Below are 24,571 nucleotides of genomic sequence, written 5' to 3' on the forward strand. Positions count from 1 at the left end.
CCGTCCGAGCCGTCGAGTTGTTCGCGCCGAGGGTGACGGCTGACGGTCAGGGCACCCTATACAACAGCAACATAGGCGACCAGCGCCGGTGCTGTCCGCATCCGGGCCGGGCGATTTCTGGCGGCGCTGCCTCCCGAGCCGCCCGCGCGGGAGCGGGAGGCAGCGCCGCAGAGTATCAACTCTTGGTGGCGGTAACCGAGTTCAGCACCACGTTGGCGTTCGGGGCGCCGTCGCCAGGGCCGTTGGCGTCGTTCTCGCCGCCGCCGGCGATGTTGTTCAGTACGTCCAGGCCGCCGGTGATCTTGCCGAACGGGGTGTAGTTGGGCGGCAGCTGGGTGTCCTTGTAGACCAGGAAGAACTGGCTGCCGTTGGTGCCCGGTCCGGCGTTGGCCATCGCCACGGTGCCCGCCGGGTAGGTCGCGCCGGTCAGGTTCTCGTCCGCGAACTGGTAGCCGGGGCCGCCGGATCCGGTGCCCGTCGGGTCGCCGCACTGCAGCACGTAGATGCCCGAGGTGGTGAGCCGGTGGCACTTGGTGTGGTCGAAGTACTGCTCGCCGGCGAGGAAGACGAAGGAGTTGACCGTGTGCGGCGCCTTCGCGGCGTCCAACTCCAAGGTCACCTTGCCGCAGCTGGTGTCCAGCGTGGCGGTGTACTTGGCGCCGGAGTCGACGGACATGGCCGGCTCGGCCTTCCACTGCTTGCCGTTCGGCTTGCCGGGCGCCGGGGCGGTGCAGCCCTTGACCGGGGTGGGGGCCGCGGTCGGGGTCGGTGCGGCGTGCGGTGCGGCGTTCTTGGACGCGCTCTTGTCGAACATGCCGCCCGCCCAGGCGCCGGCGCCGGCGATCACCACGACGGCCGCGACGGCTGCGCTCACGACGGCGTTGCGGCGCTTGGCCTTGCGCCGGGCCTCGACCCGGCGCTCCATCTGCCGCTCGTACTTCTCGCGGGCGAGCTGCCGCCGCCGCTGTTCGCTGCTGACCACCGGCCGTGTCTCCTGATGTCGTGCCTGCTTGTTGTGCGGGATCATCCCACCCGCTGGCGGCCAAGTGTAAAGACCTCGTGCGTAAGTGCGGGATCAACCGGAGGTTCCGGCGGCCGCGAGTCAGCGGGGCCCGGGGCGGACTCACCGCCATCTGGTTCGCAACCGGTGCCGTACCGCCGGTAGGCTGCGGTGAGACCAGCGGTGACGAATCAGGGAAGGCACCGCCACCCGAGAGCATGAGGACGTCACGTGTTCGTCGCCGGATTTCCAGCCGGAGCCTGGGGTACCAACTGCTACCTGGTCGCCCCGGCCGCCGGTGAGGAGTGCGTGATCGTCGATCCCGGCCACGAGGCGGCCCGGGGCGTCGAGGACCTGATCCGCGAGCACCGGCTGAAGCCGGTGGCCGTGCTGCTCACCCACGGGCACATCGACCACATCGCGTCGGTGGTGCCGGTCTGCGGTGCCCGGAACGTGCCGGCCTGGATCCACCCCGAGGACCGCTACATGATGGCCGACCCGGAACGGGCGCTCGGCCGCTCGCTCGGGCAGCAGCTGATGGGCTCGATCACGGTCGGCGAGCCGGACGACGTACGGGAGTTGAAGGACGGCAGTGTCCTGGAACTGGCGGGCCTGGAGCTCACCGTCGACCACGCGCCCGGCCATACCGGGGGGTCGGTGACCTTCAGGACGCCCGCGGCCGGAGAGGTTCCTCCGGTGCTGTTCTCGGGCGATCTGCTCTTCGCCGGCTCCATCGGGCGCACGGACCTCCCGGGTGGTGACAGCAAGGCGATCATGGAATCGCTGGCCCGGGTGTGCCTGCCCCTCGACGACGCCACCGTGGTCCTCTCCGGCCACGGCTCCCAGACGACCATCGGCCGTGAGCGCGCCACCAACCCCTACCTCAGGCAGGTAGCCGGAGCGGCGGACGCTCCAGCTTTCCCGCGACGAGGAATGTGACGGAAGAGAAGTTGAGTACCTTCACCGCCCCCAAGGGCACCTACGACCTGCTGCCGCCCAGCTCCGCGACCTTCCTGGCGATCCGCGAGCGCCTCTCCGCGCCGCTGCGCCGGGCCGGGTACGGCTACATCGAGACGCCGGTCTTCGAGGACGTCAAGCTCTTCTCGCGCGGTGTCGGCGAGTCCACCGACATCGTCACCAAGGAGATGTTCTCCCTCACCAAGCGCGGCAGCGAGGACCTCGCGCTGCGCCCCGAGGGCACCGCCTCCGTGCTGCGCGCCGCGCTCCAGGCCAACCTGCACAAGCTCGGCAACCTGCCGGTGAAGCTCTGGTACTCGGGCTCGTTCTACCGCTACGAGCGCCCGCAGAAGGGCCGCTACCGCCAGTTCGCCCAGGTCGGCGCAGAGGCGCTCGGGGCCGAGGACCCGGCGCTGGACGCCGAGCTGATCATCCTGGCCGACGACGCCTTCCGCTCGCTGGGCCTGCGCAACTACAAGCTGCTGATCAACAGCCTGGGCGACAAGCAGTGCCGCCCGGTCTACCGCGCCGCGCTGCAGGAGTTCCTGCGCACCCTCGTCCTGGACGAGGAGACCCGCCGCCGCTGCGAGATCAACCCGCTGCGCGTGCTGGACGACAAGCGCGAGAACATCCAGGTGCAGCTGGCCGACGCCCCGCGCCTGCGCGACTACCTGTGCGAGGACTGCAAGGCGTACGACGAGAAGGTCCGCGAGTTGCTGACCGCCGCGGGTGTCGCCTTCGAGGACGCCCCGAGGCTGGTCCGCGGCCTGGACTACTACACCCGGACCACCTTCGAGTTCGTGCACAACGGTCTCGGCGCCCAGTCCGCGATCGGCGGCGGCGGCCGCTACGACGGCCTGTCCGAGATGCTCGGCGGCCCCGCGCTGCCGTCGGTCGGCTGGGGCCTCGGGGTGGACCGCACCTACCTCGCGTTGGAGGCCGAGGGCATCACCCTCGACCTGCCCGGCGCCACCTCGGTCTACGCCGTGGCGCTCGGCGAGGAGGCCAAGAACGTGCTCTTCGCCAAGGTGATCGAGCTGCGCCGGGCCGGCGTCGCCACCGACCTCGCCTTCGGCGTCAAGGGGATCAAGAACGCCATGAAGTCCGCCGACCGTTCCGGCGCCCGCTTCGCCCTGGTCGCCGGGGACCGAGATCTCGCCGAAGGGGTCGTCCAGCTCAAGGACATGACCACCGGCGAGCAGACCCCCGTCGCCCTCGAAGCACTCGTATCCACCCTGAAGGAGAAGCAGCTGTGATCCGCACGCACGACGCGGGCACGCTCCGCGCGGAGCACGCCGGAGAGTCCGTCACCCTGGCCGGCTGGGTCGCCCGCCGCCGGGACCACGGCGGTGTCGCGTTCATCGACCTGCGCGACGCCTCCGGCACCGTGCAGATCGTGGTCCGCGACCTGGAGTCGGTGCACGGCCTGCGCGCCGAGTACTGCGTCAAGGTGGTCGGCGAGGTGCGCGTCCGCCCGGAGGGCAACGAGAACCCGGAGATCCCGACCGGCAAGGTCGAGGTCGTGGTCAGCGAGATCGAGGTGCTCTCCGAGGCGGCCCCGCTGCCGTTCCCGGTCGCCGAGTACGAGCCGGGCACGGTCAACGAGGAGGTCCGGCTGCGCTACCGCTACCTGGACCTGCGCCGGGAGGGTCCGGCCAAGGGCCTGCGACTGCGCTCCAAGGTCAACAACATCATCCGCCGGGTGATGGAGGAGAACGACTTCCTCGACATCGAGACGCCGTACCTCACCCGCTCCACCCCCGAGGGCGCCCGCGACTTCCTGGTCCCGGTCCGCCTGCAGCCCGGTTCCTGGTACGCGCTGCCGCAGTCGCCCCAGCTGTTCAAGCAGCTGCTGATGGTGGCCGGCATGGAGCGCTACTACCAGATCGCCCGCTGCTTCCGCGACGAGGACTTCCGCGCCGACCGGCAGCCGGAGTTCACCCAGCTGGACATCGAGGCCTCCTTCGTCGACCAGGAGGACATCCTGGCCCTCGGCGAGAAGATCATCGGTGCCATCTGGCGCGAGGTGCACGGCTACGAGATCCCGAACCCGCTGCCCCGGATGAGCTACGCGGACGCCATGTCCCGCTACGGCTCCGACAAGCCGGACGTCCGCTTCGGCCAGGAACTCACCGACCTCACCGAGTACTTCAAGGGCACCGGGTTCCGGGTGTTCCAGGCGCCCTACGTCGGTGCGGTGGTCATGCCCGGCGGTGCCTCGCAGCCGCGCAAGCAGCTGGACGCCTGGCAGGACTGGGCCAAGGCGCGCGGCGCCCGGGGCCTGGCGTACGTCCTGGTCGACGCCGAGACCGGTGAGCTGCGCGGCCCGGTCGCCAAGAACCTCTCCGAGGAGCACCTGGCAGGCCTCGCCGCCGCCGCGGGTGCCAAGCCGGGCGACGCGGTCTTCTTCGCGGCCGGCCGGAAGACCGCCTCGCAGGAGCTGCTCGGCGCCGCCCGACTGGAGATCGGCCGCCGCTGCAACCTGATCGACGAGTCGAAGTGGGCCTTCCTCTGGGTGGTCGACTTCCCGATGTTCGAGCCGATCGAGGACGACAAGGGCGAGTTCCAGGGCTGGCACGCGGTGCACCACCCGTTCACCGCACCGACCGCCGAGTCGCTGGCCACCTTCGACACCGACCCGGGCAGTGCGCTCTCCAACGCCTACGACCTGGTGCTCAACGGCTCGGAGCTGGGCGGCGGTTCGATCCGCATCCACCAGCGCGACGTGCAGAAGCGGGCGTTCGACGCGATCGGGCTCTCCGAGGAGGAGGCCACCTCGCAGTTCGGCTTCCTGCTGGACGCCTTCAACTACGGCCCGCCGCCGCACGGTGGCGTCGCCTTCGGCCTGGACCGGATCGTCACCCTGCTCGGCGGGTACGACACCATCCGGGACGTGATCGCCTTCCCGAAGACCTCCACCGGTGGTGACCCGCTGACCGGCGCGCCGACCCCGATCACCGCGGCCCAGCGCCGGGAGGCCGGTGTCGACGCGCAGCCCAAGGCCGCGGCCGAGGCCAAGGCCAAGGCCGAGGTCTCGAACGAGGGCTGACGAACGGTCCGGTCGGATCAGTAGCATCACCTTCACGGCCCCGGTCCGGTGTCCCCGACACCTGGCCGGGGCCGGTCCACAACGTCCCACAACGGGGTGTGACTAGCGGAGGACTAGGCATGACCGTACGTATCAGAGTTGAGCGCCCCTCGGACGCTCCGGCGACCAGACGCGTGCACATGGCCGCCTTCCCCGGGCCGGACGAGGCCGATCTGGTGGACGCGCTGCGCCGGGACCCGTCCTGGCTTGACCAGCTCTCCGTGGTCGCCGTGACCGACCTGGCGGAGCGCGAACTGGTCGTCGCGCACGCGCTGTTGACCCGGCTCCGGATCGGCCAGGACGAGGGGCTGGCGCTCGCCCCGGTGGCGGTCGCGCCCGAGTGGCAGGGCAAGGGCGTGGGCCGGCTGGTGGTGCAGGCCGCCCTGGACGCGGCGGACGCGGCCGGGGAGCGGTTGGTGGTGGTACTCGGCGACCCCAACTACTACCGGCACTTCGGCTTCACCCCGGCCTCCCGGCACGAGGTCACCGGGCCGTTCCCGGTCCGCGACGAGTACTTCCAGGCACTGCCGCTCAGTTCCTACGACGGGCGCCCGCGCGGCCTGTGCCGCTACCCGACGCCGTTCGAGGCGAGCTGAACCACCGCCTCGCGGGCGGGAGGTGCGCCCTCCTGCCGGGCGCGAGCTTCCCGCGTCCTACCGGTTCGCCCCCACCGCGATGGTCTCCCGGCAGCTGCGGATGAAGGCGTCCATCGCGGGGGTCGCCGGCCGGTCGCGCAGCCAGTACAGGCCGACCTGGCTGGGGCTCAGGCCTCGCACCGGGCGGAACGCCACATCCGGGCGCTGGGCGAGGCGCCGCATCGACTCGGGGGTGAAACCGAGGCCCTGCCCGCAGGCTATCGCCGCCAGCCACTCGTCGGCGTTGTGCGCCACGGCGCCGATCGTGACCGGTCTGCCGCCGCGCTCCTCCACGCCGAGCCAGTAGTCCCGCCAGGCACCCGACTCCTGCGGTATCGCCACGAAGGGCTCGTCCAGCAGATCGGCGAGGTCCACCGACTCGCGGGCGGTCAGCGGGTGTTCGACCGAGAGCGCCACCCAGCGCTCCTCGGTGCCCAGCACGGCGGTCGCGAACTCCCGTGCCAGCGACGCCGGACCGTGCCAGAGCACCAGATCCGTCTCGCCGGAGGCCAGCCCCGAGGTGGGGTCCACCCAGTTGTTCTGGCGCATCCGGACCTGCCAACCTGGCATCCGGCGGCCGAACTCCGCGATGGTGGGCAGGCCGACCAGGTTGATGGTGCTGCCCGAGAAGCCCACCCGTAGCGTGCCGCCGGCCGTGTCCGCTGCCTGCCGGGTGGCCCGCAGCGCGTCCTCCCAGCTCTCCAGCATCTGCGCCGCGTGGGTGGCCAGCGCGTGCCCGGCCGCGGTGGGCGTCACCCCCTCCCGGGAGCGCCGCAGCAGGGTGACCCCGAGCTCGCTCTCCAGCCTGCGGATCTGCTTGGTCAGGGTGGGCTGGGAGACGAACAACCGGCCTGCCGCGGCGGTGAGCTGGCCCTCCTCGCAGACCGTGGTGAAGTAGCGCAGCAGCCGGGTGTCTATGTCCATTCCCCAAGGTTATGGAAGGGGCTATTGGACCCGGGCGCCGGGGCAGGGCAGAGTTGATCAGCCGCGAGGCGGACCGGTACCGGCAGTGCAGGGGGCTGCCGGTGCCGTCGCCGATCGCGGCCTCGTACCGACGGAGCGTCGACCGGCCCGGGAACCCGGCGGCCGAGGCCGCCCGGACGCCTGGCGGGGGCACCGTCCGATCCGGCGCCGTCACCTGCGGCGGCGGGGGATCGCCCGTAGCGTGGATGCTCATCGGCATCCGGCGAGCGGAGGGCACAGTGGCGGCGGCACCCGATCGGCTTCCCCAGAAGGTGTACGAGCAGGAACTCCTGCGGCTGCAGGGTGAGTTGGTGAAGCTCCAGGAGTGGGTCCGGGCCGAGAGCGCCCGGCTGGTGGTGGTCTTCGAGGGTCGGGACGCGGCGGGCAAGGGCGGCGCGATCAAGCGGGTGACGGAGTACCTGAACCCGCGCGTGGCCCGGATCGCGGCCCTCCCGGTGCCGACCGAGCGCCAGCGCGGCCAGTGGTACTTCCAGCGGTACGTCGAACAGCTGCCCGCGGCGGGCGAGATCGTGCTGTTCGACCGCAGCTGGTACAACCGGGCAGGCGTGGAGCGGGTGATGGGCTTCTGCACCGACGAGGAGTACCAGCAGTTCCTGCACCAGTGCCCGACCTTCGAGCGGATGCTGATCGAGGCGGGCATCCTGCTCCGCAAGTACTGGTTCTCGGTCAGCCTGGAGGAGCAGGAGCGGCGCTTCCGCTCCCGCCTGGAGGACCCGATGCGGCGGTGGAAGCTCTCACCGATGGACACCGAGTCGATCACCCGCTGGGAGGACTACTCGCGGGCCAAGGACGAGATGTTCGCCCACACCGACCTGCCCGGCTCGCCGTGGAACGTGGTGGAGAGCGACGACAAGCGGCGGTCCAGGATCAACATGATCGCCCACCTGCTCTCCAGCATCCCGTACCGGGAGATCGAGAAGCCGCCGGTCGAGCTGCCGCCCAGGCCGCCGTCCAAGGGCTACCGGCGCCCGCCGCGTGATCTGCAGAGGTACGTGCCGGACCACGCGGCGCGGCTGGAGCAGGCCGACGGGGCGGACGGGCGGACGGCGCGGTAGCCGTCAGGTCGGCTGGCCGGCCGCGGCGCCGGTGGCCAGGTCCGGGCCCCAGCGCTCCAGTGCCTTGGCCAGGTCGAGCGGGCCCGAACGCAGCCCGGAGTCCTCGCTCGGCCAGTCCTCGCGCGGGACGCGCCACATCAGCTCGAACTCGTTGCCGTCCGGGTCCTTGGCGTAGAAGGACTTGGACACCAGGTGGTCGGTCGCGCCGACCAGCGCGCCGAGTCCGCCCAGTCTGGCGCCGAGCTCGGCCAGCTCGCCGAGCGTGCCGACCTCCCAGGCCAGGTGGTAGAGCCCGACCCGACCCTGTTCGGGGCCGGGGGCGTTCGCACCGATCGCGAACAGGCCCAGGTCGTGGTCGTTGAGGCTGCCGGGGGCGCTGAGGAAGGCGGCCCGGCCGGGGATCAGGTGATCGAGCCGGAACCCGAAGACGTCGGTGTAGAACGCGACCGAGCGGTCGACGTCGCGGATCCAGAGCACCGCGTGGTTGAGGCGGCGGACGGGCATGGTGGGCTCCCGGGGGTACTGAGGTCTGGCGCAGCCAGCGTACGCCGATCAGGTTCAAATTCGAACCAAATGCTTCGGTCTGAACTGTCACCCCGCTCGCATAGGCTTCACGCGTGGAAGAACCGGACCTCTTCACCGCAGCCGCCGAGGAACGCCAGGCCAAGGAGCCCGGCCGGGCCCCGCTCGCCGTTCGGATGCGCCCGCGCACCCTCGACGAGGTCGCGGGTCAGCGCCAGCTGCTCAAGCCCGGATCGCCACTGCGCCGCCTGGTCTCCGGCGCCAAGGGCCCTGCTACCACCAGCTCGGTGATCCTCTGGGGCCCGCCCGGCACCGGCAAGACCACCCTCGCCCATGTCATCAGCCAGGCAGTCGAGGGCCGCTTCGTCGAGCTCTCCGCGATCACCGCCGGGGTCAAGGAGGTCCGCGCGGTCATCGACGGTGCCCGCCGGGCCGTCGGTATGACCGGCCGGGAGACCGTGCTCTTCCTGGACGAGATCCACCGGTTCTCCAAGGCCCAGCAGGACTCCCTGCTGCCCGCCGTGGAGAACCGCTGGGTCACCCTGATCGCCGCCACCACCGAGAATCCGTACTTCTCGGTGATCTCCCCACTGCTCTCCCGTTCCCTGCTGCTCACCCTGGAGTCGCTCACGGACGAGGACGTCCGGGCCCTGCTGCGCCGCGCGGTGGCGGACGAGCGCGGGCTGGCGGGCAGCGTGGAGCTGAGCGCCGAGGCCGAGGACCACCTGGTCCGGCTGGCCCAGGGAGACGCCCGCCGGGCGCTGACCACGCTGGAGGCGGCGGCCGGTGCGGCACTGGAGAAGGGCGAGGCCACGCTCACCCTCGCCACCACCGAGACCGCGGTCAACCAGGCCGCAGTCCGCTACGACCGGGACGGCGACCAGCACTACGACGTCGCCAGCGCCCTGATCAAGTCGATCCGGGGCAGCGACGTGGACGCCACCCTGCACTACCTGGCGCGGATGATCGAGGCCGGTGAGGACCCGCGCTTCATCGCCCGCCGCCTGATGATCTCCGCCAGCGAGGACATCGGCCTGGCCGACCCGACCGCACTGCCCACCGCCGTGGCGGCCGCCCAGGCGGTCGCGCTGATCGGCTTCCCTGAGGCGCGGATCATCCTCTCCCAGGCCGCCATCGCACTCGCCCTGGCGCCCAAGTCCAACGCCGCGTACCTGGCGATCGACGCCGCGCTGGCCGACGTGCGGCAGGGGCTGGCCGGTGCCGTGCCGCCGCACCTGCGGGACGCGCACTACGGCGGCGCCAGCAAGCTCGGCCACGGCCAGGGCTACCAGTACCCGCACGACCTGCCCGGCGGGATCGCGGCGCAGCAGTACGCGCCGGACTCCGTCCACGGCAAGGAGTACTACCACCCGACCAGGCACGGCGGGGAGGCCCGCTACGCGGACACCGTCGAGTGGACGAGGGCCAGGCTGAAGGGCGAGTGACGCCGCCCGGCCGCCTCCCGCGGCTCCCCTCCGGGGGCGCCGTGGTCCGGCGGGCCGGCCCTGCCCTCCCGGCGGCGCCGAGGGTGGTCAGTGGGCGTGAGTGATCGACGGTATACTCGCCCTGAGTGCCATGTCCCGGGCCTGGCGGTGGGGTGCAGACCCGACCGACCGGCCGCACCAGCGGGACAACGGCCGATTACCCCTTCGGGGGTAGTGCAAGGAGCGTTGCGCACCGGTTTCGGTGTCGCGGGCAGCCCACCACCCCATGGGCGGTGGGCCGTACGTGTGCAAGCACAGATGTGCCCGGCCTCGGAGAGCGGCTGACCATCCCCGGATGGTTTTCTCCGGGTCGCGAGGAGCAACCTCCGTCAACACCTGGTGAAGCCGTATTCGAAAAGCAAGAGAGGTAATGGTTCATGGCGAACCAGAAGCGCCCCAAGGTCAAGATTGCCCGTGCGCTGGGCGTTCCGCTGACCCCGAAGTCCGTCAAGTACTTCGAGGCCCGCCCGTACCCGCCCGGCCAGCACGGCCGTGGCCGCAAGCAGAACTCTGACTACAAGGTCCGTCTGACCGAGAAGCAGCGTCTGCGCGCGCAGTACGACCTCAGCGAGAAGCAGCTGGCCCGCGCCTTCGAGCGTGCCAAGAAGGTCCAGGGCAAGACCGGTGAGGCGCTCATCGCCGAGCTGGAGACCCGTCTGGACGCCCTGGTCCTGCGTTCGGGCATCGCCCGCACCATCTACCAGGCCCGCCAGATGGTCGTGCACGGCCACATCGAGGTCAACGGCAGCAAGGTCAACAAGCCGTCGTTCCAGATGAAGCCGGGCTACGTCGTCACCGTCCGCGAGCGCAGCAAGGCCAAGACCCCGTTCGAGATCGCCCGTGAGGGTGGCAACGCGGGCGAGGGCCAGACCCCGAAGTACCTCGAGGTCAACCTGAAGGCCCTGGCCTTCCGCCTGGACCGTCTCCCGCAGCGTCGTGAGGTCCCGGTCGTCTGCGACGAGCAGCTGGTCGTCGAGTACTACTCGCGCTGACCCGCGAGCAGTGCCCCTGCGGCACCGAACCCCCGCAGCCTTCGGGCTGCGGGGGTTCACCCCTTTCCGGGGCCTCTCTGCTACTCGCCCGCTCGCCTCCGGGCGCTCCCCGCGGCGGAGCCGCTGATCGACGGAGCCGGTGCCGACACCCGCCCGCCTTGCCCGCCTTCGGCCGGGGGCGCCTCCTCCGCTCGCTTGTCGTTCGTCGCTTTCGGCACCGGCGCGCCCTTCGGCTCGGGCTGCTCTCGCCGGCGTCAGCGGATGGGGACCGGGGACGGGCGCACCGGCGGCCTGGGGCCGGGCATGCCTCCTTCGCCGGCCGGGCCGGGCAGCTCGCCGCCGGGTGCGCGGAGCACCGCTGAGTCCAGGTCGAGCGCGGTGCCCAGGTCGAACGCCTCGGTGAACTCCTGCTCGGTGAGCCCCGCTCTGGCCCGCGCCTCGCACTCCCGGTGCGGGCCGTCGCGGTCGGCCGGTTCGGTGTTCTCGGATGGTTCTCCATGCGCTGCCCCCGGTTCTGGACGATCGTCGAAGGCGACAACGACGCGGCCGACACCCGGCTCACGGCGAACTCACCGGTAGGGCGGGCGGCGCTTTCGGGTGGAAGCCGCGCGCGTGCCGGCCCCGGCCGTGAGGGGCGGGGCGCGCGGCTGCCGTGCCCGCGAAGCGGCACCCCTGTGCGCAAGATCGGTTGCGGAGGGGAATCCGGTCGGGAAACCGCACGTGGTCACGGTAGGGTTCCCCTCTGAGGAAGTTGCAAGGCGAGGGAGCGCGCAAGGTGTCCGTGGGAGAGCTGGCCGGCCTGCTGGTGGCCGTGTTCTGGGCGGTCCTGGTCACCCTGCTCGCGGTGGTGCTGGTCCGGCTCTCCCGGGTGCTGAAGGAGGCCACCGTCCTGGTCTCCGCGGTGACCGAGCAGGCCGTACCGCTGCTGGTGGACGCGGGCGCGGCCGTCCGCAGCGCCAACGAGCAGTTGGAGCGGGTGGACGAGATCACCGCCAACGTGCAGGACGCCGCCGCCAACGCGAACGCGCTCTCCTCCACCGTCGCCGCCACCATCGGGGGCCCGCTGGTCAAGGTCGCCGCGTTCAGCTACGGCGTCCGCAAGGCGGTGAACCGCCGGCAGGCCGGACTGACGGTCCCGCAGCAGCCGGGTGAGCGCGAGGAACTGGCCCGGCTGATCCGGGCGGAGGTCCGGGCGGCCACCGCGCCGCGAGGCGGCCTGCTCTCCCGTGTCCGGCGAGCCGTGAGGGGCTGACGATGGTCCGACGAATCTTCTGGATGGCCGTCGGCGCCGGTGCCACCGTGTGGGCCATGAAGAAGGCCGACGAGGCCACCCGTAGGCTCACCCCCGACAGCCTGTCGGGCACCGCGGTCCGCGGTGCCCTGCACCTGGGCGACCTGGCCAAGGGTTTCGCCGCCGAGGTCCGCAGCGGGATGACCGAGCGCGAGGAGCAGCTCAGGGCCGACCTGGGCCTGGACGGCACCGCCGTGGTCGAGCCGCAGCGCCGTCGCCTCGCGGGCGGCCGGGCACTGCGGGCCGAGCCCCAGTACCGAGCTATCTCGGCGGCGCCGGGTTCCCCGGCCGCCGCCCTGCCCCCGTCCCGCGGTCTTCGTACCACCGCCCAAGGCACCACCCCCCAAGCCATAGCTGCAACGCCCCGTCGGCTCGACGAGCTGCCGGGCGGAACACCCAACCGGAAGGACCACTGATGGAGTCGGCAGAGATCCGCCGCCGCTGGCTGCGATTCTTCGAGGAGCGCGGGCACACTGTCGTTCCGTCGGCGTCCCTGGTCGCCGACGACCCCACCCTGCTGCTGGTCAACGCCGGCATGGTGCCCTTCAAGCCGTACTTCCTGGGCGAGGTCAAGCCCAGCTTCACCCGTGCCACCAGCGTGCAGAAGTGCGTCCGCACCCTGGACATCGAGGAGGTCGGCAAGACCACCCGGCACGGCTCCTTCTTCCAGATGTGCGGCAACTTCTCCTTCGGTGACTACTTCAAGGAAGGAGCCATCAAGTTCGCCTGGGAGCTGCTCACCACTCCCGTCGCGGACGGCGGCTACGGCCTGGAGAAGGAGAAGCTCTGGATCACCGTCTACCAGGACGACGACGAGGCCGAGCAGATCTGGCGCGAGGTGATCGGTGTCCCGGCCGAGCGCATCCAGCGCCTGGGCATGAAGGACAACTTCTGGTCGATGGGCGTCCCCGGCCCGTGCGGCCCGTGCTCGGAGATCAACTACGACCGCGGCCCCGCCTACGGCGAGGAGGGCGGCCCGGCCGTCAACGGCGAGCGCTACCTGGAGATCTGGAACCTGGTCTTCATGCAGTACGAGCGCGGCCACGGTGACGGCAAGGACGGCTTCGAGATCCTCGGCGACCTGCCGAGCAAGAACATCGACACCGGTCTCGGTCTGGAGCGCCTGGCCGCGATCCTGCAGGGCGTCGACAACCTCTTCGAGATCGACACCAGCCGGATGATCCTGGACCGGGCCGCCGAGCTCACCGGCCACACCTACGGCGCCGACCACAAGTCGGACGTCTCGCTGCGCGTGGTCACCGACCACATCCGCACCGCGCTGATGCTGGTCGGCGACGGCGTCACCCCCGGCAACGAGGGCCGCGGCTACGTGCTGCGCCGCATCCTGCGCCGCGCCATCCGCAACATGCGCCTGCTGGGCGCCACCGATCCGGTGGCCAAGGAGCTCACCGACATCGCGATCAAGGCGATGGCCCCGCAGTACCCGGAACTGGAGACCGACCGCAAGCGCATCGAGACGGTCGTCACCGGCGAGGAGGCCGCCTTCCTGCAGACCCTGCGCGCCGGCACCAACCTGCTGGACGCCGCCGTCACCGAGACCAGGCAGGCCGGTGGCGCGGTGCTCTCCGGCGAGCAGGCGTTCAAGCTGCACGACACCTACGGCTTCCCGATCGACCTCACCCTGGAGATGGCCGAGGAGCAGGGCCTCCAGGTGGACGAGGCCGGCTTCCGCCGGCTGATGCAGGAGCAGCGGGACCGCGCCAAGGCCGACGCCAAGGCCAAGAAGATGGGCCACGCCGACGTCGCCGCGTACCGCGAGGTCGCCGACCGGGCCGGCGCGTCCGTGTTCACCGGCTACGCCGCCACCGAGGGCGAGGCCACCGTGGTCGGCCTGCTGGTGGACGGCGTTCCCTCGCCGGCCGCCACCGAGGGCGACGAGGTGGAGATCATCCTCGACCGCACCCCGTTCTACGCCGAGGGCGGCGGCCAGCTGGCCGACCACGGCCGGCTCCGCCTGGAGTCGGGCGCGGTGGTCGAGATCCGCGACGTCCAGCAGCCGGTGCCCGGCGTGATCGTGCACTCCGGCGGGGTGCTGTTCGGCGAGGTGGTGCTCGGTGCCTCCGCGTACGCCACCATCGACGTGGAGCGCCGCCGGGCCGTCTCCCGCGCGCACTCGGCCACCCACCTGACCCACCAGGCGCTGCGCGACGCGCTCGGCCCGACGGCCGCCCAGGCCGGTTCGGAGAACGCCCCGGGCCGCTTCCGCTTCGACTTCGGCTCGCCCGCCGCCGTCCCCGGCAGCGTGCTGACCGACGTCGAGCAGCGGATCAACGAGGTGCTGAGCCGCGAACTGGACGTCACCGCCGAGGTCATGACGATGGACCAGGCCCGCAGGGCCGGCGCCATCGCCATGTTCGGCGAGAAGTACGGCGACGAGGTCCGCGTGGTCACCATCGGCGACTTCTCCAAGGAGCTGTGCGGTGGCACCCACGTCGGCAACACCGCCCAGCTGGGCCTGGTGAAGCTGCTCGGCGAGTCCTCGATCGGCTCCGGCGTGCGCCGCGTCGAGGCGCTGGTCGGCGTGGACGCGTACCGCTTCCTGGCCCGCGAGCACACCGTGGTCTCCCAGCTGACCGAGCTGGTCAAGGGCCGCCCGGAGGAGCTGCCGGAGAAGATCTCGGGCATGCTCGCCAAGCTCAAGGACGCCGAGAAGGAGATCGAGCGCTTCCGCGCCGAGAAGGTCCTCGCGGCAGCCGCCGGTCTCGCCGACTCGGCCGAGGACGTCCGGGGCATCGCCCTGGTCGCGGCCAGGGTCGCCGACGGCACCGGCGCGGACGAGCTGCGCAAGCTGGTCCTGGACGTCCGGGGCCGGCTGGGCTCCCGCCCGGCCGTGGTCGCCGCCTTCACCGTGGCGAACGACCGCCCGCTCACCGTGATCGCCACCAACGAGGACGCCCGCTCGCGCGGCATCAAGGCCGGCGAGCTGGTCCGCACCGCCGCCAAGACCCTCGGCGGCGGCGGTGGCGGCAAGGACGACGTCGCCCAGGGCGGTGGCAGCAACCCGGCCGCCGTGGACGAGGCGATCGCCGCCGTCCGCGCCCTGGTCGCGGAGCGCGCGAGCTGATGTTCGGCGAGGAGAAGGTCTTCCGTCGGGGCCGCCGGATCGCCGTGGACGTCGGCGACGCCCGGATCGGGGTCGCGTCCTGCGATCCCGACGGGCTGCTCGCCACGCCCGTGGAGACGGTCCCCGCCGGGGGCCGCTCCCAGGCGCGGCTCAAGGAGATCGTCGAGGAGTACGACGCGATCGAGGTCGTGGTCGGCCTGCCCCGCTCATTGAGCGGCAAGGAAGGCCCGGCCGCGGCCAAGGTCCGGGCGTACGCCGGACGGCTGGCCGCGCTGATCGCCCCGGTGACGGTCCGTCTGGTGGACGAGCGGATGACCACGGTCACCGCCGCCCAGGGCCTGCGGGCCTCCGGGCGGAGCTCCAAGAAGGGCCGCTCGGTGATCGACCAGGCAGCGGCCGTGGTGATCCTGCAGAGCGCCCTGGAGACCGAACGGGTGAGTGGCCGCGCGCCCGGCGAGTGCGTCGAGCCGATGAACTGACCGGTCTGGTCTAGCTTCCCTGAGGGGGCCCGTGCGGACGCGTCCGCACGGGCCCCCTCGTGGTGTCGTCCACCGACCACGACCAGGAAGCCGCCATGACCGACCCGTACGCCACCCCAGGCCTGACCCCCGGACACCTCGGCGCACCCGTGACCGAGCCGGAGGGCCTGCCGCCGGGTGAGCCGTACGGGTACAGACCGCCGGACCCCCGGCGGCGGCGCACCGCCGCGGCCTGCTGCCTGAGCGTCCTGGCGTTGCTGGCGGTGGCGGGCGTGGTGGTGGTCGCCGGGCTGCTGCTCTGGCCGAAGGGGCAGCCCAAGGCGGCCGACTACGTGGGGAACGGCACGGGGGCGGTGACGGTGTCGGTGCCCAAGGGCGCCAGCCTCACCCAGATCGGTAAGAGTCTTGTGAAAGCTGATGTGGTGGCCAGTGTCGAAGCCTTCACGGATGTGGCGGCCAACAGCCCGGCAGGGACCCGGATCCAGCCCGGCACGTACGCGCTGAAGCGGAAGATGTCCGCGGCCGCCGCGTTGGGTGTGCTGCTCGACCCGGCCAACGCCAACGCGCTCACCATCCCCGAGGGCTGGCGGGCCACCCGGGTCTACGCCGCGATCGACCAGCGGCTGAAGCTGCTGCCCGGCACCACCCAGAAGACCGCCCAGCAGCAGCTCGGGAACCTGGAACTGCCGCAGTTCACCAACGGGAGGATCGAGGGCTTCCTGTTCCCCGCCACCTACCCCGTCACCGACGGCACCACCGCGACCGACCTGCTCAAGCAGATGGTGGAGCAGAGCCTGCGGGTGTACCAGGAGGAGAACGTCGAGGCGGCGGCGACGGTCAACCGCCAGTCCCCGTACCAGCTGGTGACCGTCGCCAGTCTGCTGGAGGGCGAGGCGGACAACCCCGAGGACATGGCGAAGGTCGCCAGGGTCATCTACAACCGCCTGGCGAAGAACATGCCGCTGCAGCTCGACTCGACCATCAACTACGCGCTGGGCCGCTCCACGATCACCACGACCGGTGCCGACACCAGGCTGGAATCCCCGTTCAACACCTATCTGCACGCCGGTCTGCCGCCCACCCCGATCGCCAACCCCGGGCAGGACGCACTGCGCGCGGCCGCCCACCCGGCAGACGGCGACTGGCTCTACTTCGTGACCGTGAAACCCGGCGACACCCGCTTCACCGACAGCCTTGACCAGCAGCAGAAGAACGTCGCCGAATTCAACGCCAACCAGGCCGGGAGAGGTTCCTCGCCGAGCGCCGCTGCTCACTGACGCCGCCTCGCCCCGGATGGACGGTTTGCTGCGGTACGGTAACGTCTTCCCCCGGGCGTTGCGCTAGCACGCCGGTTCGAGGAGTCACCGGGACCAACTCCCGGGCGGCCGGCCAGTGGGCGCGGTCGGCTCTGTCCTGTCGGTTGGCATAAGGGGTTCGATGACTGATCTGGGCGGGGGCTACCAGCCCCAGGGCGCGCAGCCGTGGCACCCAGGCGACCCTGGATACGGCGGCCAGGAGCAGCAGCAGATGCCGCAGCAGCACCAGCAGACCGGGGCCTGGCAGCAGGTGCCCCAACAGCAGCAGGGCCAGCAGTTCGACCAGGCCCAGTTCGTCCAGCAGGGTTTCCCGCAGCAGCAGGGCTGGCAGCAGGACCAGTACGGGCAGCAGGTCCCGCAGGCGCAGCAGCAGGGCGGCCAGACGCTCGGCGGCCAGCAGTTCAACGTCCAGCAGCAGATGATGCAACAGGCACAGCAGCAGGGCCAGTTCGTGCAGGGCGGCGGGCAGTACGACCAGTTCGGCTACCCGCAGCAGCAGATGCCGCAGCAGATGGCCCAGCAGGTCCAGCAGCAGGCGGTACCGCAGCAGTTCATGCCGCAGGGGCAGCCCGGGCAGCCGGGGCAAATGGGGCAGACCGGGCAACTCGGGCAGCCAGGGCAGCAGTTCCCGCAGCAGCAGATGCCGCAGCCGGGACAGCCCGTCCGCCAGCCGCAGGCTCCCCAGGCCCCGCAGTCTCCGCGCGTACCGCGGCCCGCGGGCCCGGGTCCGGACGGGATCGACTGGGAGGCCGAGGCCGCCGCGCTCGACGCCCCGGCGGCCGAGCCGGCCGTCGAGGAGTGGGTGGACGACGAGCTCCACGACGGGCATCCCGAGGACGCCGATGCGGTCGAGGAGGACCGTCCGTCCCTCTTCGGCGGTGACGAGGAGCCGGAGACCCGGGAGTCCGATCGCAAGCGCAAGGAGAAGGGCAAGAAGGAGGGCCGCCGCAACCGCGGTGCCTGCCTGATCGTCGCGGTCTGCCTGCTCGGTGCCACCGCCGGTGCGGGCTGGTGGGGTTACGGCTTCTACCAGACGCACTTCGGTCCGCCGCCGGACTACAGCGGCGACGGCAGCGGCTCGGTGAACGTGGAGATCAAGACCGGCGACTCCGGTCAGGCGATGGGCCAGGCACTCAAGGACGCCGACGTGGTCAAGAGCATCGGGGCGTTCGTCAACGCGGTCGGCAAGAACCCCAAGGGTGCCTCGATCCAGCCCGGTACCTACACCCTCGCCCACCAGATGTCGGCTGCGGCCGCGGTGGCCAAGATGGTCGATTCCAACGGCGGCAACGCGCTCACCATCCCCGAGGGCAAGAAGGCCGTCGACATCTACGCGAAGATCGACGCCAAGCTGAAGCTCCCCAACGGCACCACGGCAGGCGTCGCCAAGGACAAGGTCAACGAGCTCGGCCTGCCGGACTACGCCCACGGCAACATCGAGGGCTTCCTCTACCCGACCAAGTACTCGGTCACCGACGGCATGAAGCCCGAGGACCTGCTCAAGCAGATGGTCTCGACGGCTGTCGACCACTTCAAGCAGCTCAACCTGGACGCCGGAGCGCAGCAGGCCGGTGTGAAGGACGGCTACCAGGTGCTCATCGAGGCCAGCATCGTGCAGGCCGAGGGCAACAACTCGGCGGACTTCGGCAAGATGGCCCGAGTCGTCGCCAACCGGCTGAAGAGCAACACCTACCTGGGCATGGACACCACGCTCCAGTACCAGCTCGGCCGTACGACGATGTCGGACAAGGAGATCGGCGACAAGTCGCTGGCGTACAACACCTACGTCAACCACGGCCTGCCGCCCGGTCCGATCAGCAACCCGGGCGACGACGCCATCAAGGCGGCGCTGAACCCGACCCCGGGCGACTGGGCGTACTGGATCGCGATGTCCCCGACCGAGACCCGCTTCGCGACCACCTTCGACGAGCACAAGAAGAACGTCCAGGAGTACTGCACGGCCCGTGGCAAGGGCTTCGACCCCGTGCGCGGTATGTGCAAGAGCTGACACGGACGGCCCCGAGGGCGAGGTCGGCACCCGCGAGGCGCTGATGCCGTACCCGCCGACCTGACATGACGGTCGGCGGGTACGGATATTCGCCGGTGGCAGCGCGGCATGGAGTCGGTCTTGTTCAAGAAGCCCGAGTCGGCGCTCAGTTGCAGGGCCTCCAGGGCCTCTCCCTGGTTGCTGGTCGCGAGCCGACGGGCGAGGCTGCCATCGGCGGCCGCCGGCGTAGAGAACGACGGGTCGTCGCGGCCGCGGCGGTCGCGCGGACGAAGCGTGACATAGTTGCTCCTTGCGAGGTTGTCGGTACTGGCCTGGCGGAAGTGCCGCCCGGAGCCTGGCTCCCTCTCCACCTGCTGTCTTTGCCGAAACCTGGGGATTGTCCGGTTCTCCGTTCGGAGTTGGCCGGATCAGGCACGGAATGGGGAACCCACGTGAGGACCTACCACCGGGCCGCCGTGCTCGGTTCGCCGATCGCGCACTCGCTGTCGCCCGTGCTGCATCGGGCCGGGTACGCGGCGCTCGGGCTGGACGACTGGCGGTACGACCGGTTCGAGGTGGGTGAGGACGGGCTGGCCGCCTTCGTGGGGGAGTTGGGGCCGGAGTGGGCCGGGCTGTCGCTGACCATGCCGTTGAAGCGGGCGGTCATCCCGCTGCTGGACGAGGTGAGCGCGACGGCGCTGTCCGTGGACGCGGTGAACACCGTGGTGTTCCACCCGGAGGGGCGGCGCAGCGGGGACAACACCGATGTGCCGGGCCTGGTGAACGCGCTGCGCGAGCGGGGGATCGAGCGGGTGGAGAGCGCCGCCGTGCTCGGCGCGGGCGCCACCGCGTCCTCCGCGCTGGCGGCGCTGGCCCAGGTGTGCGACGGCGAGGTGACGGCGTACGTGCGCAGCGCCGAGCGGGCCGCCGAGATGCGCTCGCTCGGCGAGCGGCTCGGGTTGAGCGTGCGGACCGCCGACTGGGAGCACGGGGCACAGGCGCTGGCGGCGCCGCTGACCGTCTCCACGACCCCGGCCGGGGCGACCGACCACTTCGCCGATGCGATCCCCGAGCGGCCCGGAGCGCTGTTCGACGTGCTGTACCACCCGTGGCCGACCAGGCTGGTCGCGGCCTGTGCGGAGCGGGGTTCGACGGTGCTGGGCGGTCTTGACCTGCTGGTACACCAGGCGGTGCTCCAGTTCGAGCAGTTCACCGGTGTCTCCGAGGGCCCGCTGGCCGCGATGCGTGCGGCCGGGGAGGCGGCGCTCGCCGGGAACTGAGCCGGATGACGGTGGGCGGCCGACGCCGGCGGCGGGGTGTCCGCAGCGGTGTCCGCTCTCCGGACTGTGGCCCTTTGTGCGGGGACGACGTGAAAGGATCAGTCCTGTAGGACGGGCCCACTTCGGCCCGTCGGATGGAACACCCGGCCGGGCCGTAGCCGCGAACTGCGGACCGGGCCGCTGACGAAGGAGGTCCGTTGGGTACGTTGCGCTGGCTGACGGCGGGGGAGTCGCACGGCCCCGCACTGGTCGCGACGCTGGAGGGCCTGCCGGCCGGTGTGCCGGTGACCACCGGGATGGTGGCCGACGCGTTGGCCCGTCGGCGGCTCGGCTATGGCCGTGGGGCCCGGATGAAGTTCGAGCAGGACGAGGTCACCTTCCTCGGCGGCGTCCGGCACGGGCTGACCATGGGCAGCCCGGTTGCGATCATGGTGGGCAACACCGAGTGGCCCAAGTGGGAGCAGGTGATGTCGGCCGACCCGGTCGACCCCGAGGTGCTGGCGGGTCTGGCCCGCAACGAGGCGCTCACCCGTCCCCGTCCGGGCCACGCCGACCTGGCCGGGATGCAGAAGTACTCGATCGACGAGGCCCGCCCGATCCTGGAGCGCGCCTCCGCCCGGGAGACGGCCGCCCGGGTCGCGCTCGGCACCGTCGCCCGCTCCTACCTCAAGGAGACCTGCGGCATCGAGATCGTCTCGCACGTGGTCGAGCTGGCCTCGGCCAAGGCCCCGGCCGGGGTGCTGCCGAAGCCCTCCGACGAGGCGAAGCTGGACGCCGACCCGGTGCGCTGCCTGGACCCGGAGGCCTCCGCCGCGATGGTCGCCGAGATCGACCAGGCGCACAAGGACGGCGACACCCTGGGCGGTGTGGTCGAGGTGCTGGCGTACGGCGTGCCGGTGGGGCTCGGCTCGCACGTGCACTGGGACCGCCGGCTGGACGCCCGGCTGGCGGCCGCGCTGATGGGCATCCAGGCGATCAAGGGCGTCGAGGTCGGGGACGGTTTCGAGCTGGCCCGGATCCCCGGTTCCGAGGCGCACGACGAGATCGTCCCGACCCCCGAGGGCGTCCGGCGTACCTCCGGCCGCTCCGGTGGTACCGAGGGCGGTCTGTCCACTGGCGAGCTGCTGCGGGTGCGCGCCGCGATGAAGCCGATCGCCACCGTCCCGCGCGCGCTGCGGACCCTGGACGTCCGTACCGGCGAGCCGGCCAAGGCGCACCACCAGCGTTCGGACGTCTGCGCCGTCCCGGCCGCCGGGATCGTCGCGGAGGCGATGGTCGCGCTGGTGCTCGCCGACGCGGTGAACGAGAAGTTCGGCGGGGACAACGTCACCGAGACCCGCCGCAACGTGCAGGGCTACCTCGACCACCTGATCGTCCGATGACCGGTCCGGTAGTCGTGCTGGTCGGCCCGCCCGGGTCCGGCAAGAGCACGGTCGGCCGCCTGCTCGCCGAGCGGCTCGGTGTCGCCTTCCGCGACACCGACGCCGACATCGAGCAGCTGGCGGGCAAGCCGATCCCGGAGATCTTCATCGACGAGGGCGAGCCGCACTTCCGCGAGCTGGAGGTGCGGGCCGTCCGCGCGGCGGCCGAGACCCACGACGGTGTGCTCGCCCTCGGTGGCGGCGCGGTCATGGCCGAGTCCACCCGTGAGCTGCTGGCGCCGCTCCCGGTGGTCCTCCTGGAGGTCGCCCTCGGTGACGCCGTGAAGCGGGTCGGCCTGGACGCGCCGCGCCCGCTGCTCGCCGTCAACCCGCGCGCCCGCTGGCGCGAGCTGATGGAAGCCCGCCGTCCGCTGTACCTGGAGGTGGCCACCGCCGTGGTGGACACCGAGGGGCGCACACCGGAGCAGGTCGCCGACGCCGTACTCGAAGCACTGGAGCTGAAGAACCCATGACGGACACCGTCACCATCCACGTCGGTGGCAGCGCCGGCCACGACCCGTACGACGTGCTGATCGGCCGCCAACTGCTCGGTGAGCTCGGCAAGTCGATCGGAACCAAGGCGAAGCGGGTGGCGGTCATCCACCCGGAGGCGCTGACCGCGACCGCCGACGTGATCCGTGAGGACCTGCTGGGCGAGGGCTACGAGGCGATCGTCCTCCAGGTGCCCAACGCCGAGGACGCCAAGAGCGTCGAGGTCGCCGCGTACTGCTGGTCGGTGCTCGGCCAGACGGGGTTCACCCGCAGCGATGTGATCGTCGGACTGGGCGGTGGTGCCACCACCGACCTGGCGGGCTTCGTCGCGGCCACCTGGCTGCGCGGGGTGCGCTGGATCTCCATGCCCACCACGCTGCTCGGCATGGTGGACGCGGCGGTCGGCGGCAAGACCGGCATCAACATCGCCGAGGGCAAGAACATGGTCGGGGCCTTCCACCCGCCCATCGGCGTGCTGGCCGACCTGGCGACCCTGGAGACCGTCCCCAAGCACGACTACGTCTCCGGCCTGGCCGAGGTGATCAAGGCCGGCTTCATCGCGGACCCGGTCATCCTGGACCTGATCGAGGCCGACCCCGAGGGCGCCACCACCCCGGCCGGGCCGCACACCCTGGAGCTGATCCGGCGGGCCATCCAGGTCAAGGCCGACGTCGTCTCCGGCGACCTCAAGGAGGCCGGCCGCAGGGAGATCCTCAACTACGGCCACACGCTGGGCCACGCCATCGAGCGCAATGAGCGCTACAAGTGGCGGCACGGTGCGGCGATCTCCATCGGCATGGTCTTCGCCGCCGAACTCGGCCGCCTGGCCGGGCGGTTGGACGACGCCACGGCCGACCGCCACCGCACGGTGCTGGCCTCGGTCGGCCTGCCGTTGACCTACCGCGCGGACGCCTGGCCGAAGCTGCTGGACGCCATGAGGATCGACAAGAAGTCGCGCGGTGACCTGCTGCGCTTCGTCGTCCTGGACGGCCTCGGCAAGACCTCCATCCTGGAGGGTCCTGACCCGTCCCTGCTGGTCGCCGCCTACACGGAGGTGTCGCGATGACCCGCGTCATCGTGCTCAACGGCCCCAACCTCGGCCGCCTCGGCAGCAGGGAGCCGGACGTGTACGGCGCGACCTCGTACTCCGGGCTGGTCGAGCGCTGCACGGCGCTCGGCAAGGAGTTCGGCTTCGAGGTCGAGGTGCGGGAGACCAACTCCGAGCAGGTGATGGTCGAATGGCTGCACCAGGCCGCGGACGAGGGCACGCCCGTCGTGATCAACCCGGGTGCGTTCACGCACTATTCGTACGCGATGCGCGACGCCGCCGCCCAACGGACCGCACCGATGATCGAGGTGCACATCTCCAACCCGTACGCGCGCGAGGAGTTCCGGCACACCTCGGTGATCGCCGCGGTCGCCTCCGGTACCATCGCGGGCTTCGGCCTGGGCTCGTACGAGCTGGCGCTGCGCGCCATCGCCGAGCAGCTCACCACCCGCTGACACCTGGTCAACGGTGGCCCACCGGCCGCTGATCCGCGGCTGACCTGCGGTTGATCAGCAGCTCACCGGCCCGGCGGCGGACTGTGCCCGCCGCCGGGCCGACGTGTAGTGTCGCCGCTTGGGAGGTGCCAGTGACGCAGTACGCAGGGGGAGGACAGGTGCCGCCGCGACCGGTGGCACCGCCGAACGTCCGCCCGGAGGGGCCGACGGGCGGGCATCGGTCGTACCCGCAGGCCGGAGCTCCGCAGCAGCCTTCCGCGTACCCGCAGCCCTACCTGCCGCCGCACCCGCAGCCGCAGCCCGCGGCACAGCCGTACGCCTCGCGGTCGACGGTGCCGCTGACCGTGGTGCCGTCGGGCGGGGCGACCGGGCACTTCACGCTGCCGCACGGCGCCCCCGTGCAGCTTCCCCCGCCACCGCCGCTGCACGCCGCCACCGGGCCGATCGCCGTGCTGCTGATCGGGCCCGCCGGTGCGGGCAAGACCACCGTGGCCCGGCAGTGGGCGGAGCGCCGGCCGACCCCGACCGCGCACATCAGCCTGGACGACGTGCGGGAGTGGGTGCAGTCCGGCTTCGCCAACCCGCAGTCCGGCTGGAACAACGCCTCCGAGGCCCAGTACCGGCTGGCCCGCCGCACCTGCGGGTTCGCCTGCCGCAACTACCTGGCCAACGGCATCTCCTGCATCATCGACGACGCCGTCTTCCCGGACCGGCCGGCCATCGGCCTGGGCGGCTGGCGGCGGCACATCGGGCCGGGGATGATCCCGGTCGTGCTGCTGCCCGGACTGGACTCGGTGCTGGCGCGCAACGCCCGGCGCAGCGGCAACCGGCGGCTGAGCGACGACGAGGTGGCCCGGATCCACGGTCGGATGGCCGGCTGGTACAACTCCGGCCTGCCGATCATCGACAACTCGCAGCTCGACGTCAGCGAGACGGCGGCCGCACTGGACCGGGTGATCGTCAACCATCTCAACCCGCGCTGACCGGCCGCTTCCGGGGC

General features: G+C 71.5%; 22 protein-coding genes. 19 read left to right on the top strand and 3 right to left on the bottom strand.

Annotated features, from left to right (window positions below; all coding sequences use genetic code 11):
- Positions 1–175: 175 nt before the first annotated feature.
- A complete protein-coding gene (locus ABD369_RS16605; RefSeq protein ID WP_344637176.1) occupies positions 176–982 on the bottom strand; it encodes a peptidylprolyl isomerase in 807 nt (268 codons plus the stop codon).
- Between the two features lie 249 nt (positions 983–1,231).
- Between ABD369_RS16605 and ABD369_RS16610 the strand changes: the two genes are divergently transcribed.
- From ABD369_RS16610 to ABD369_RS16625, 4 genes are all read left to right on the top strand, one after another.
- Positions 1,232–1,939, top strand: coding sequence for an MBL fold metallo-hydrolase (locus ABD369_RS16610; RefSeq protein ID WP_344637177.1), 708 nt, complete (start codon positions 1,232–1,234; stop codon positions 1,937–1,939).
- 11 nt (positions 1,940–1,950) lie between these two features.
- Positions 1,951–3,213: a histidine--tRNA ligase gene (gene hisS, locus ABD369_RS16615; RefSeq protein ID WP_344637178.1), complete on the top strand. Its 1,263-nt coding sequence runs from the start codon at positions 1,951–1,953 to the stop codon at positions 3,211–3,213.
- Positions 3,210–5,006 (top strand): aspartate--tRNA ligase, encoded by a 1,797-nt coding sequence (gene aspS, locus ABD369_RS16620; RefSeq protein ID WP_344637179.1) that lies wholly within the window; start codon positions 3,210–3,212, stop codon positions 5,004–5,006. The genes hisS and aspS overlap by 4 nt, the downstream gene beginning before the upstream one ends.
- 119 nt (positions 5,007–5,125) lie before the next feature.
- Positions 5,126–5,641: a GNAT family N-acetyltransferase gene (locus ABD369_RS16625; protein WP_344637180.1), complete on the top strand. Its 516-nt coding sequence runs from the start codon at positions 5,126–5,128 to the stop codon at positions 5,639–5,641.
- A 57-nt stretch (positions 5,642–5,698) separates the two neighbouring features.
- On the opposite strand, the gene ABD369_RS16630 is transcribed toward ABD369_RS16625, so the two are convergent.
- A complete protein-coding gene (locus tag ABD369_RS16630; protein ID WP_344637181.1) occupies positions 5,699–6,604 on the bottom strand; it encodes a LysR family transcriptional regulator in 906 nt (301 codons plus the stop codon).
- Positions 6,605–6,849: 245 nt separating this feature from the next.
- Here ABD369_RS16630 and ppk2 point away from each other — a divergent pair, with 245 nt between their 5' ends.
- Positions 6,850–7,719, top strand: a complete 870-nt coding sequence (ppk2, locus tag ABD369_RS16635) for a polyphosphate kinase 2 (protein WP_344637182.1) — start codon at positions 6,850–6,852, stop codon at positions 7,717–7,719.
- A 3-nt stretch (positions 7,720–7,722) separates the two neighbouring features.
- Here ppk2 and ABD369_RS16640 read toward each other — a convergent pair whose 3' ends face one another.
- Positions 7,723–8,223, bottom strand: coding sequence for a VOC family protein (locus tag ABD369_RS16640; protein ID WP_344637183.1), 501 nt, complete (start codon positions 8,221–8,223; stop codon positions 7,723–7,725).
- A gap of 113 nt (positions 8,224–8,336) precedes the next feature.
- On the opposite strand from ABD369_RS16640, the gene ABD369_RS16645 reads away from it, so the two are divergent.
- The 14 genes from ABD369_RS16645 to ABD369_RS16710 all read left to right on the top strand — a co-directional run bounded on the left by ABD369_RS16645 (position 8,337) and on the right by ABD369_RS16710 (position 24,554).
- Positions 8,337–9,686: a replication-associated recombination protein A gene (locus ABD369_RS16645; RefSeq protein ID WP_344637184.1), complete on the top strand. Its 1,350-nt coding sequence runs from the start codon at positions 8,337–8,339 to the stop codon at positions 9,684–9,686.
- A 416-nt stretch (positions 9,687–10,102) separates the two neighbouring features.
- Positions 10,103–10,717, top strand: coding sequence for a 30S ribosomal protein S4 (gene rpsD, locus ABD369_RS16650; RefSeq protein ID WP_344637185.1), 615 nt, complete (start codon positions 10,103–10,105; stop codon positions 10,715–10,717).
- A 775-nt stretch (positions 10,718–11,492) separates the two neighbouring features.
- Positions 11,493–11,969 carry a DUF948 domain-containing protein gene (locus ABD369_RS16655; RefSeq protein WP_344637186.1) on the top strand — a complete coding sequence of 159 codons (477 nt, stop codon included), beginning with the start codon at positions 11,493–11,495 and terminating at the stop codon, positions 11,967–11,969.
- 2 nt (positions 11,970–11,971) lie between these two features.
- Positions 11,972–12,424 (top strand): DUF6167 family protein, encoded by a 453-nt coding sequence (locus ABD369_RS16660; RefSeq protein ID WP_344637187.1) that lies wholly within the window; start codon positions 11,972–11,974, stop codon positions 12,422–12,424.
- Positions 12,424–15,093 (top strand): alanine--tRNA ligase, encoded by a 2,670-nt coding sequence (alaS, locus tag ABD369_RS16665; protein ID WP_344637188.1) that lies wholly within the window; start codon positions 12,424–12,426, stop codon positions 15,091–15,093. Before ABD369_RS16660 ends, alaS begins: the two co-directional genes overlap by 1 nt.
- Positions 15,093–15,572: a Holliday junction resolvase RuvX gene (gene ruvX / locus ABD369_RS16670; RefSeq protein WP_344637189.1), complete on the top strand. Its 480-nt coding sequence runs from the start codon at positions 15,093–15,095 to the stop codon at positions 15,570–15,572. The genes alaS and ruvX overlap by 1 nt, the downstream gene beginning before the upstream one ends.
- 95 nt (positions 15,573–15,667) lie before the next feature.
- A complete protein-coding gene (gene mltG / locus ABD369_RS16675; protein ID WP_344637190.1) occupies positions 15,668–16,849 on the top strand; it encodes an endolytic transglycosylase MltG in 1,182 nt (393 codons plus the stop codon).
- A 160-nt stretch (positions 16,850–17,009) separates the two neighbouring features.
- Positions 17,010–18,896 (top strand): endolytic transglycosylase MltG, encoded by a 1,887-nt coding sequence (mltG, locus tag ABD369_RS16680; RefSeq protein WP_344637191.1) that lies wholly within the window; start codon positions 17,010–17,012, stop codon positions 18,894–18,896.
- A 431-nt stretch (positions 18,897–19,327) separates the two neighbouring features.
- Positions 19,328–20,155 carry a shikimate dehydrogenase gene (locus tag ABD369_RS16685; protein WP_344637192.1) on the top strand — a complete coding sequence of 276 codons (828 nt, stop codon included), beginning with the start codon at positions 19,328–19,330 and terminating at the stop codon, positions 20,153–20,155.
- Between the two features lie 197 nt (positions 20,156–20,352).
- A complete protein-coding gene (aroC, locus tag ABD369_RS16690; protein WP_344637193.1) occupies positions 20,353–21,537 on the top strand; it encodes a chorismate synthase in 1,185 nt (394 codons plus the stop codon).
- Positions 21,534–22,049, top strand: coding sequence for a shikimate kinase (locus tag ABD369_RS16695; protein ID WP_344637194.1), 516 nt, complete (start codon positions 21,534–21,536; stop codon positions 22,047–22,049). Before aroC ends, ABD369_RS16695 begins: the two co-directional genes overlap by 4 nt.
- On the top strand, positions 22,046–23,134 hold the full coding sequence (gene aroB, locus ABD369_RS16700) for a 3-dehydroquinate synthase (protein ID WP_344637195.1): 1,089 nt from the start codon (positions 22,046–22,048) through the stop codon (positions 23,132–23,134). Before ABD369_RS16695 ends, aroB begins: the two co-directional genes overlap by 4 nt.
- A complete protein-coding gene (aroQ, locus tag ABD369_RS16705) occupies positions 23,131–23,571 on the top strand; it encodes a type II 3-dehydroquinate dehydratase (RefSeq protein ID WP_344637196.1) in 441 nt (146 codons plus the stop codon). Before aroB ends, aroQ begins: the two co-directional genes overlap by 4 nt.
- A gap of 158 nt (positions 23,572–23,729) precedes the next feature.
- Entirely contained in the window at positions 23,730–24,554 is an 825-nt protein-coding gene (locus tag ABD369_RS16710; RefSeq protein WP_344637197.1) for an AAA family ATPase, read from the top strand.
- Positions 24,555–24,571: the final 17 nt, after the last annotated feature.

The sequence above is a fragment of the Kitasatospora cystarginea genome, from assembly GCF_039533515.1.
GTDB classification, from domain to species: domain Bacteria; phylum Actinomycetota; class Actinomycetes; order Streptomycetales; family Streptomycetaceae; genus Kitasatospora; species Kitasatospora cystarginea.

Coding starts and splice junctions, on each gene's coding strand:
- ABD369_RS16625 (WP_344637180.1), top strand. CDS start 5,126: ATGACCGTACGTATCAGAGTTGAGCGCCCCTCGGACGCTCCGGCGACC.
- ABD369_RS16630 (WP_344637181.1), bottom strand. CDS start 6,604: ATGGACATAGACACCCGGCTGCTGCGCTACTTCACCACGGTCTGCGAG.
- ppk2 (WP_344637182.1), top strand. CDS start 6,850: ATGCTCATCGGCATCCGGCGAGCGGAGGGCACAGTGGCGGCGGCACCC.
- ABD369_RS16640 (WP_344637183.1), bottom strand. CDS start 8,223: ATGCCCGTCCGCCGCCTCAACCACGCGGTGCTCTGGATCCGCGACGTC.
- rpsD (WP_344637185.1), top strand. CDS start 10,103: ATGGCGAACCAGAAGCGCCCCAAGGTCAAGATTGCCCGTGCGCTGGGC.
- ABD369_RS16660 (WP_344637187.1), top strand. CDS start 11,972: ATGGTCCGACGAATCTTCTGGATGGCCGTCGGCGCCGGTGCCACCGTG.
- alaS (WP_344637188.1), top strand. CDS start 12,424: ATGGAGTCGGCAGAGATCCGCCGCCGCTGGCTGCGATTCTTCGAGGAG.
- ruvX (WP_344637189.1), top strand. CDS start 15,093: ATGTTCGGCGAGGAGAAGGTCTTCCGTCGGGGCCGCCGGATCGCCGTG.
- mltG (WP_344637190.1), top strand. CDS start 15,668: ATGACCGACCCGTACGCCACCCCAGGCCTGACCCCCGGACACCTCGGC.
- mltG (WP_344637191.1), top strand. CDS start 17,010: ATGACTGATCTGGGCGGGGGCTACCAGCCCCAGGGCGCGCAGCCGTGG.
- ABD369_RS16695 (WP_344637194.1), top strand. CDS start 21,534: ATGACCGGTCCGGTAGTCGTGCTGGTCGGCCCGCCCGGGTCCGGCAAG.
- aroB (WP_344637195.1), top strand. CDS start 22,046: ATGACGGACACCGTCACCATCCACGTCGGTGGCAGCGCCGGCCACGAC.
- aroQ (WP_344637196.1), top strand. CDS start 23,131: ATGACCCGCGTCATCGTGCTCAACGGCCCCAACCTCGGCCGCCTCGGC.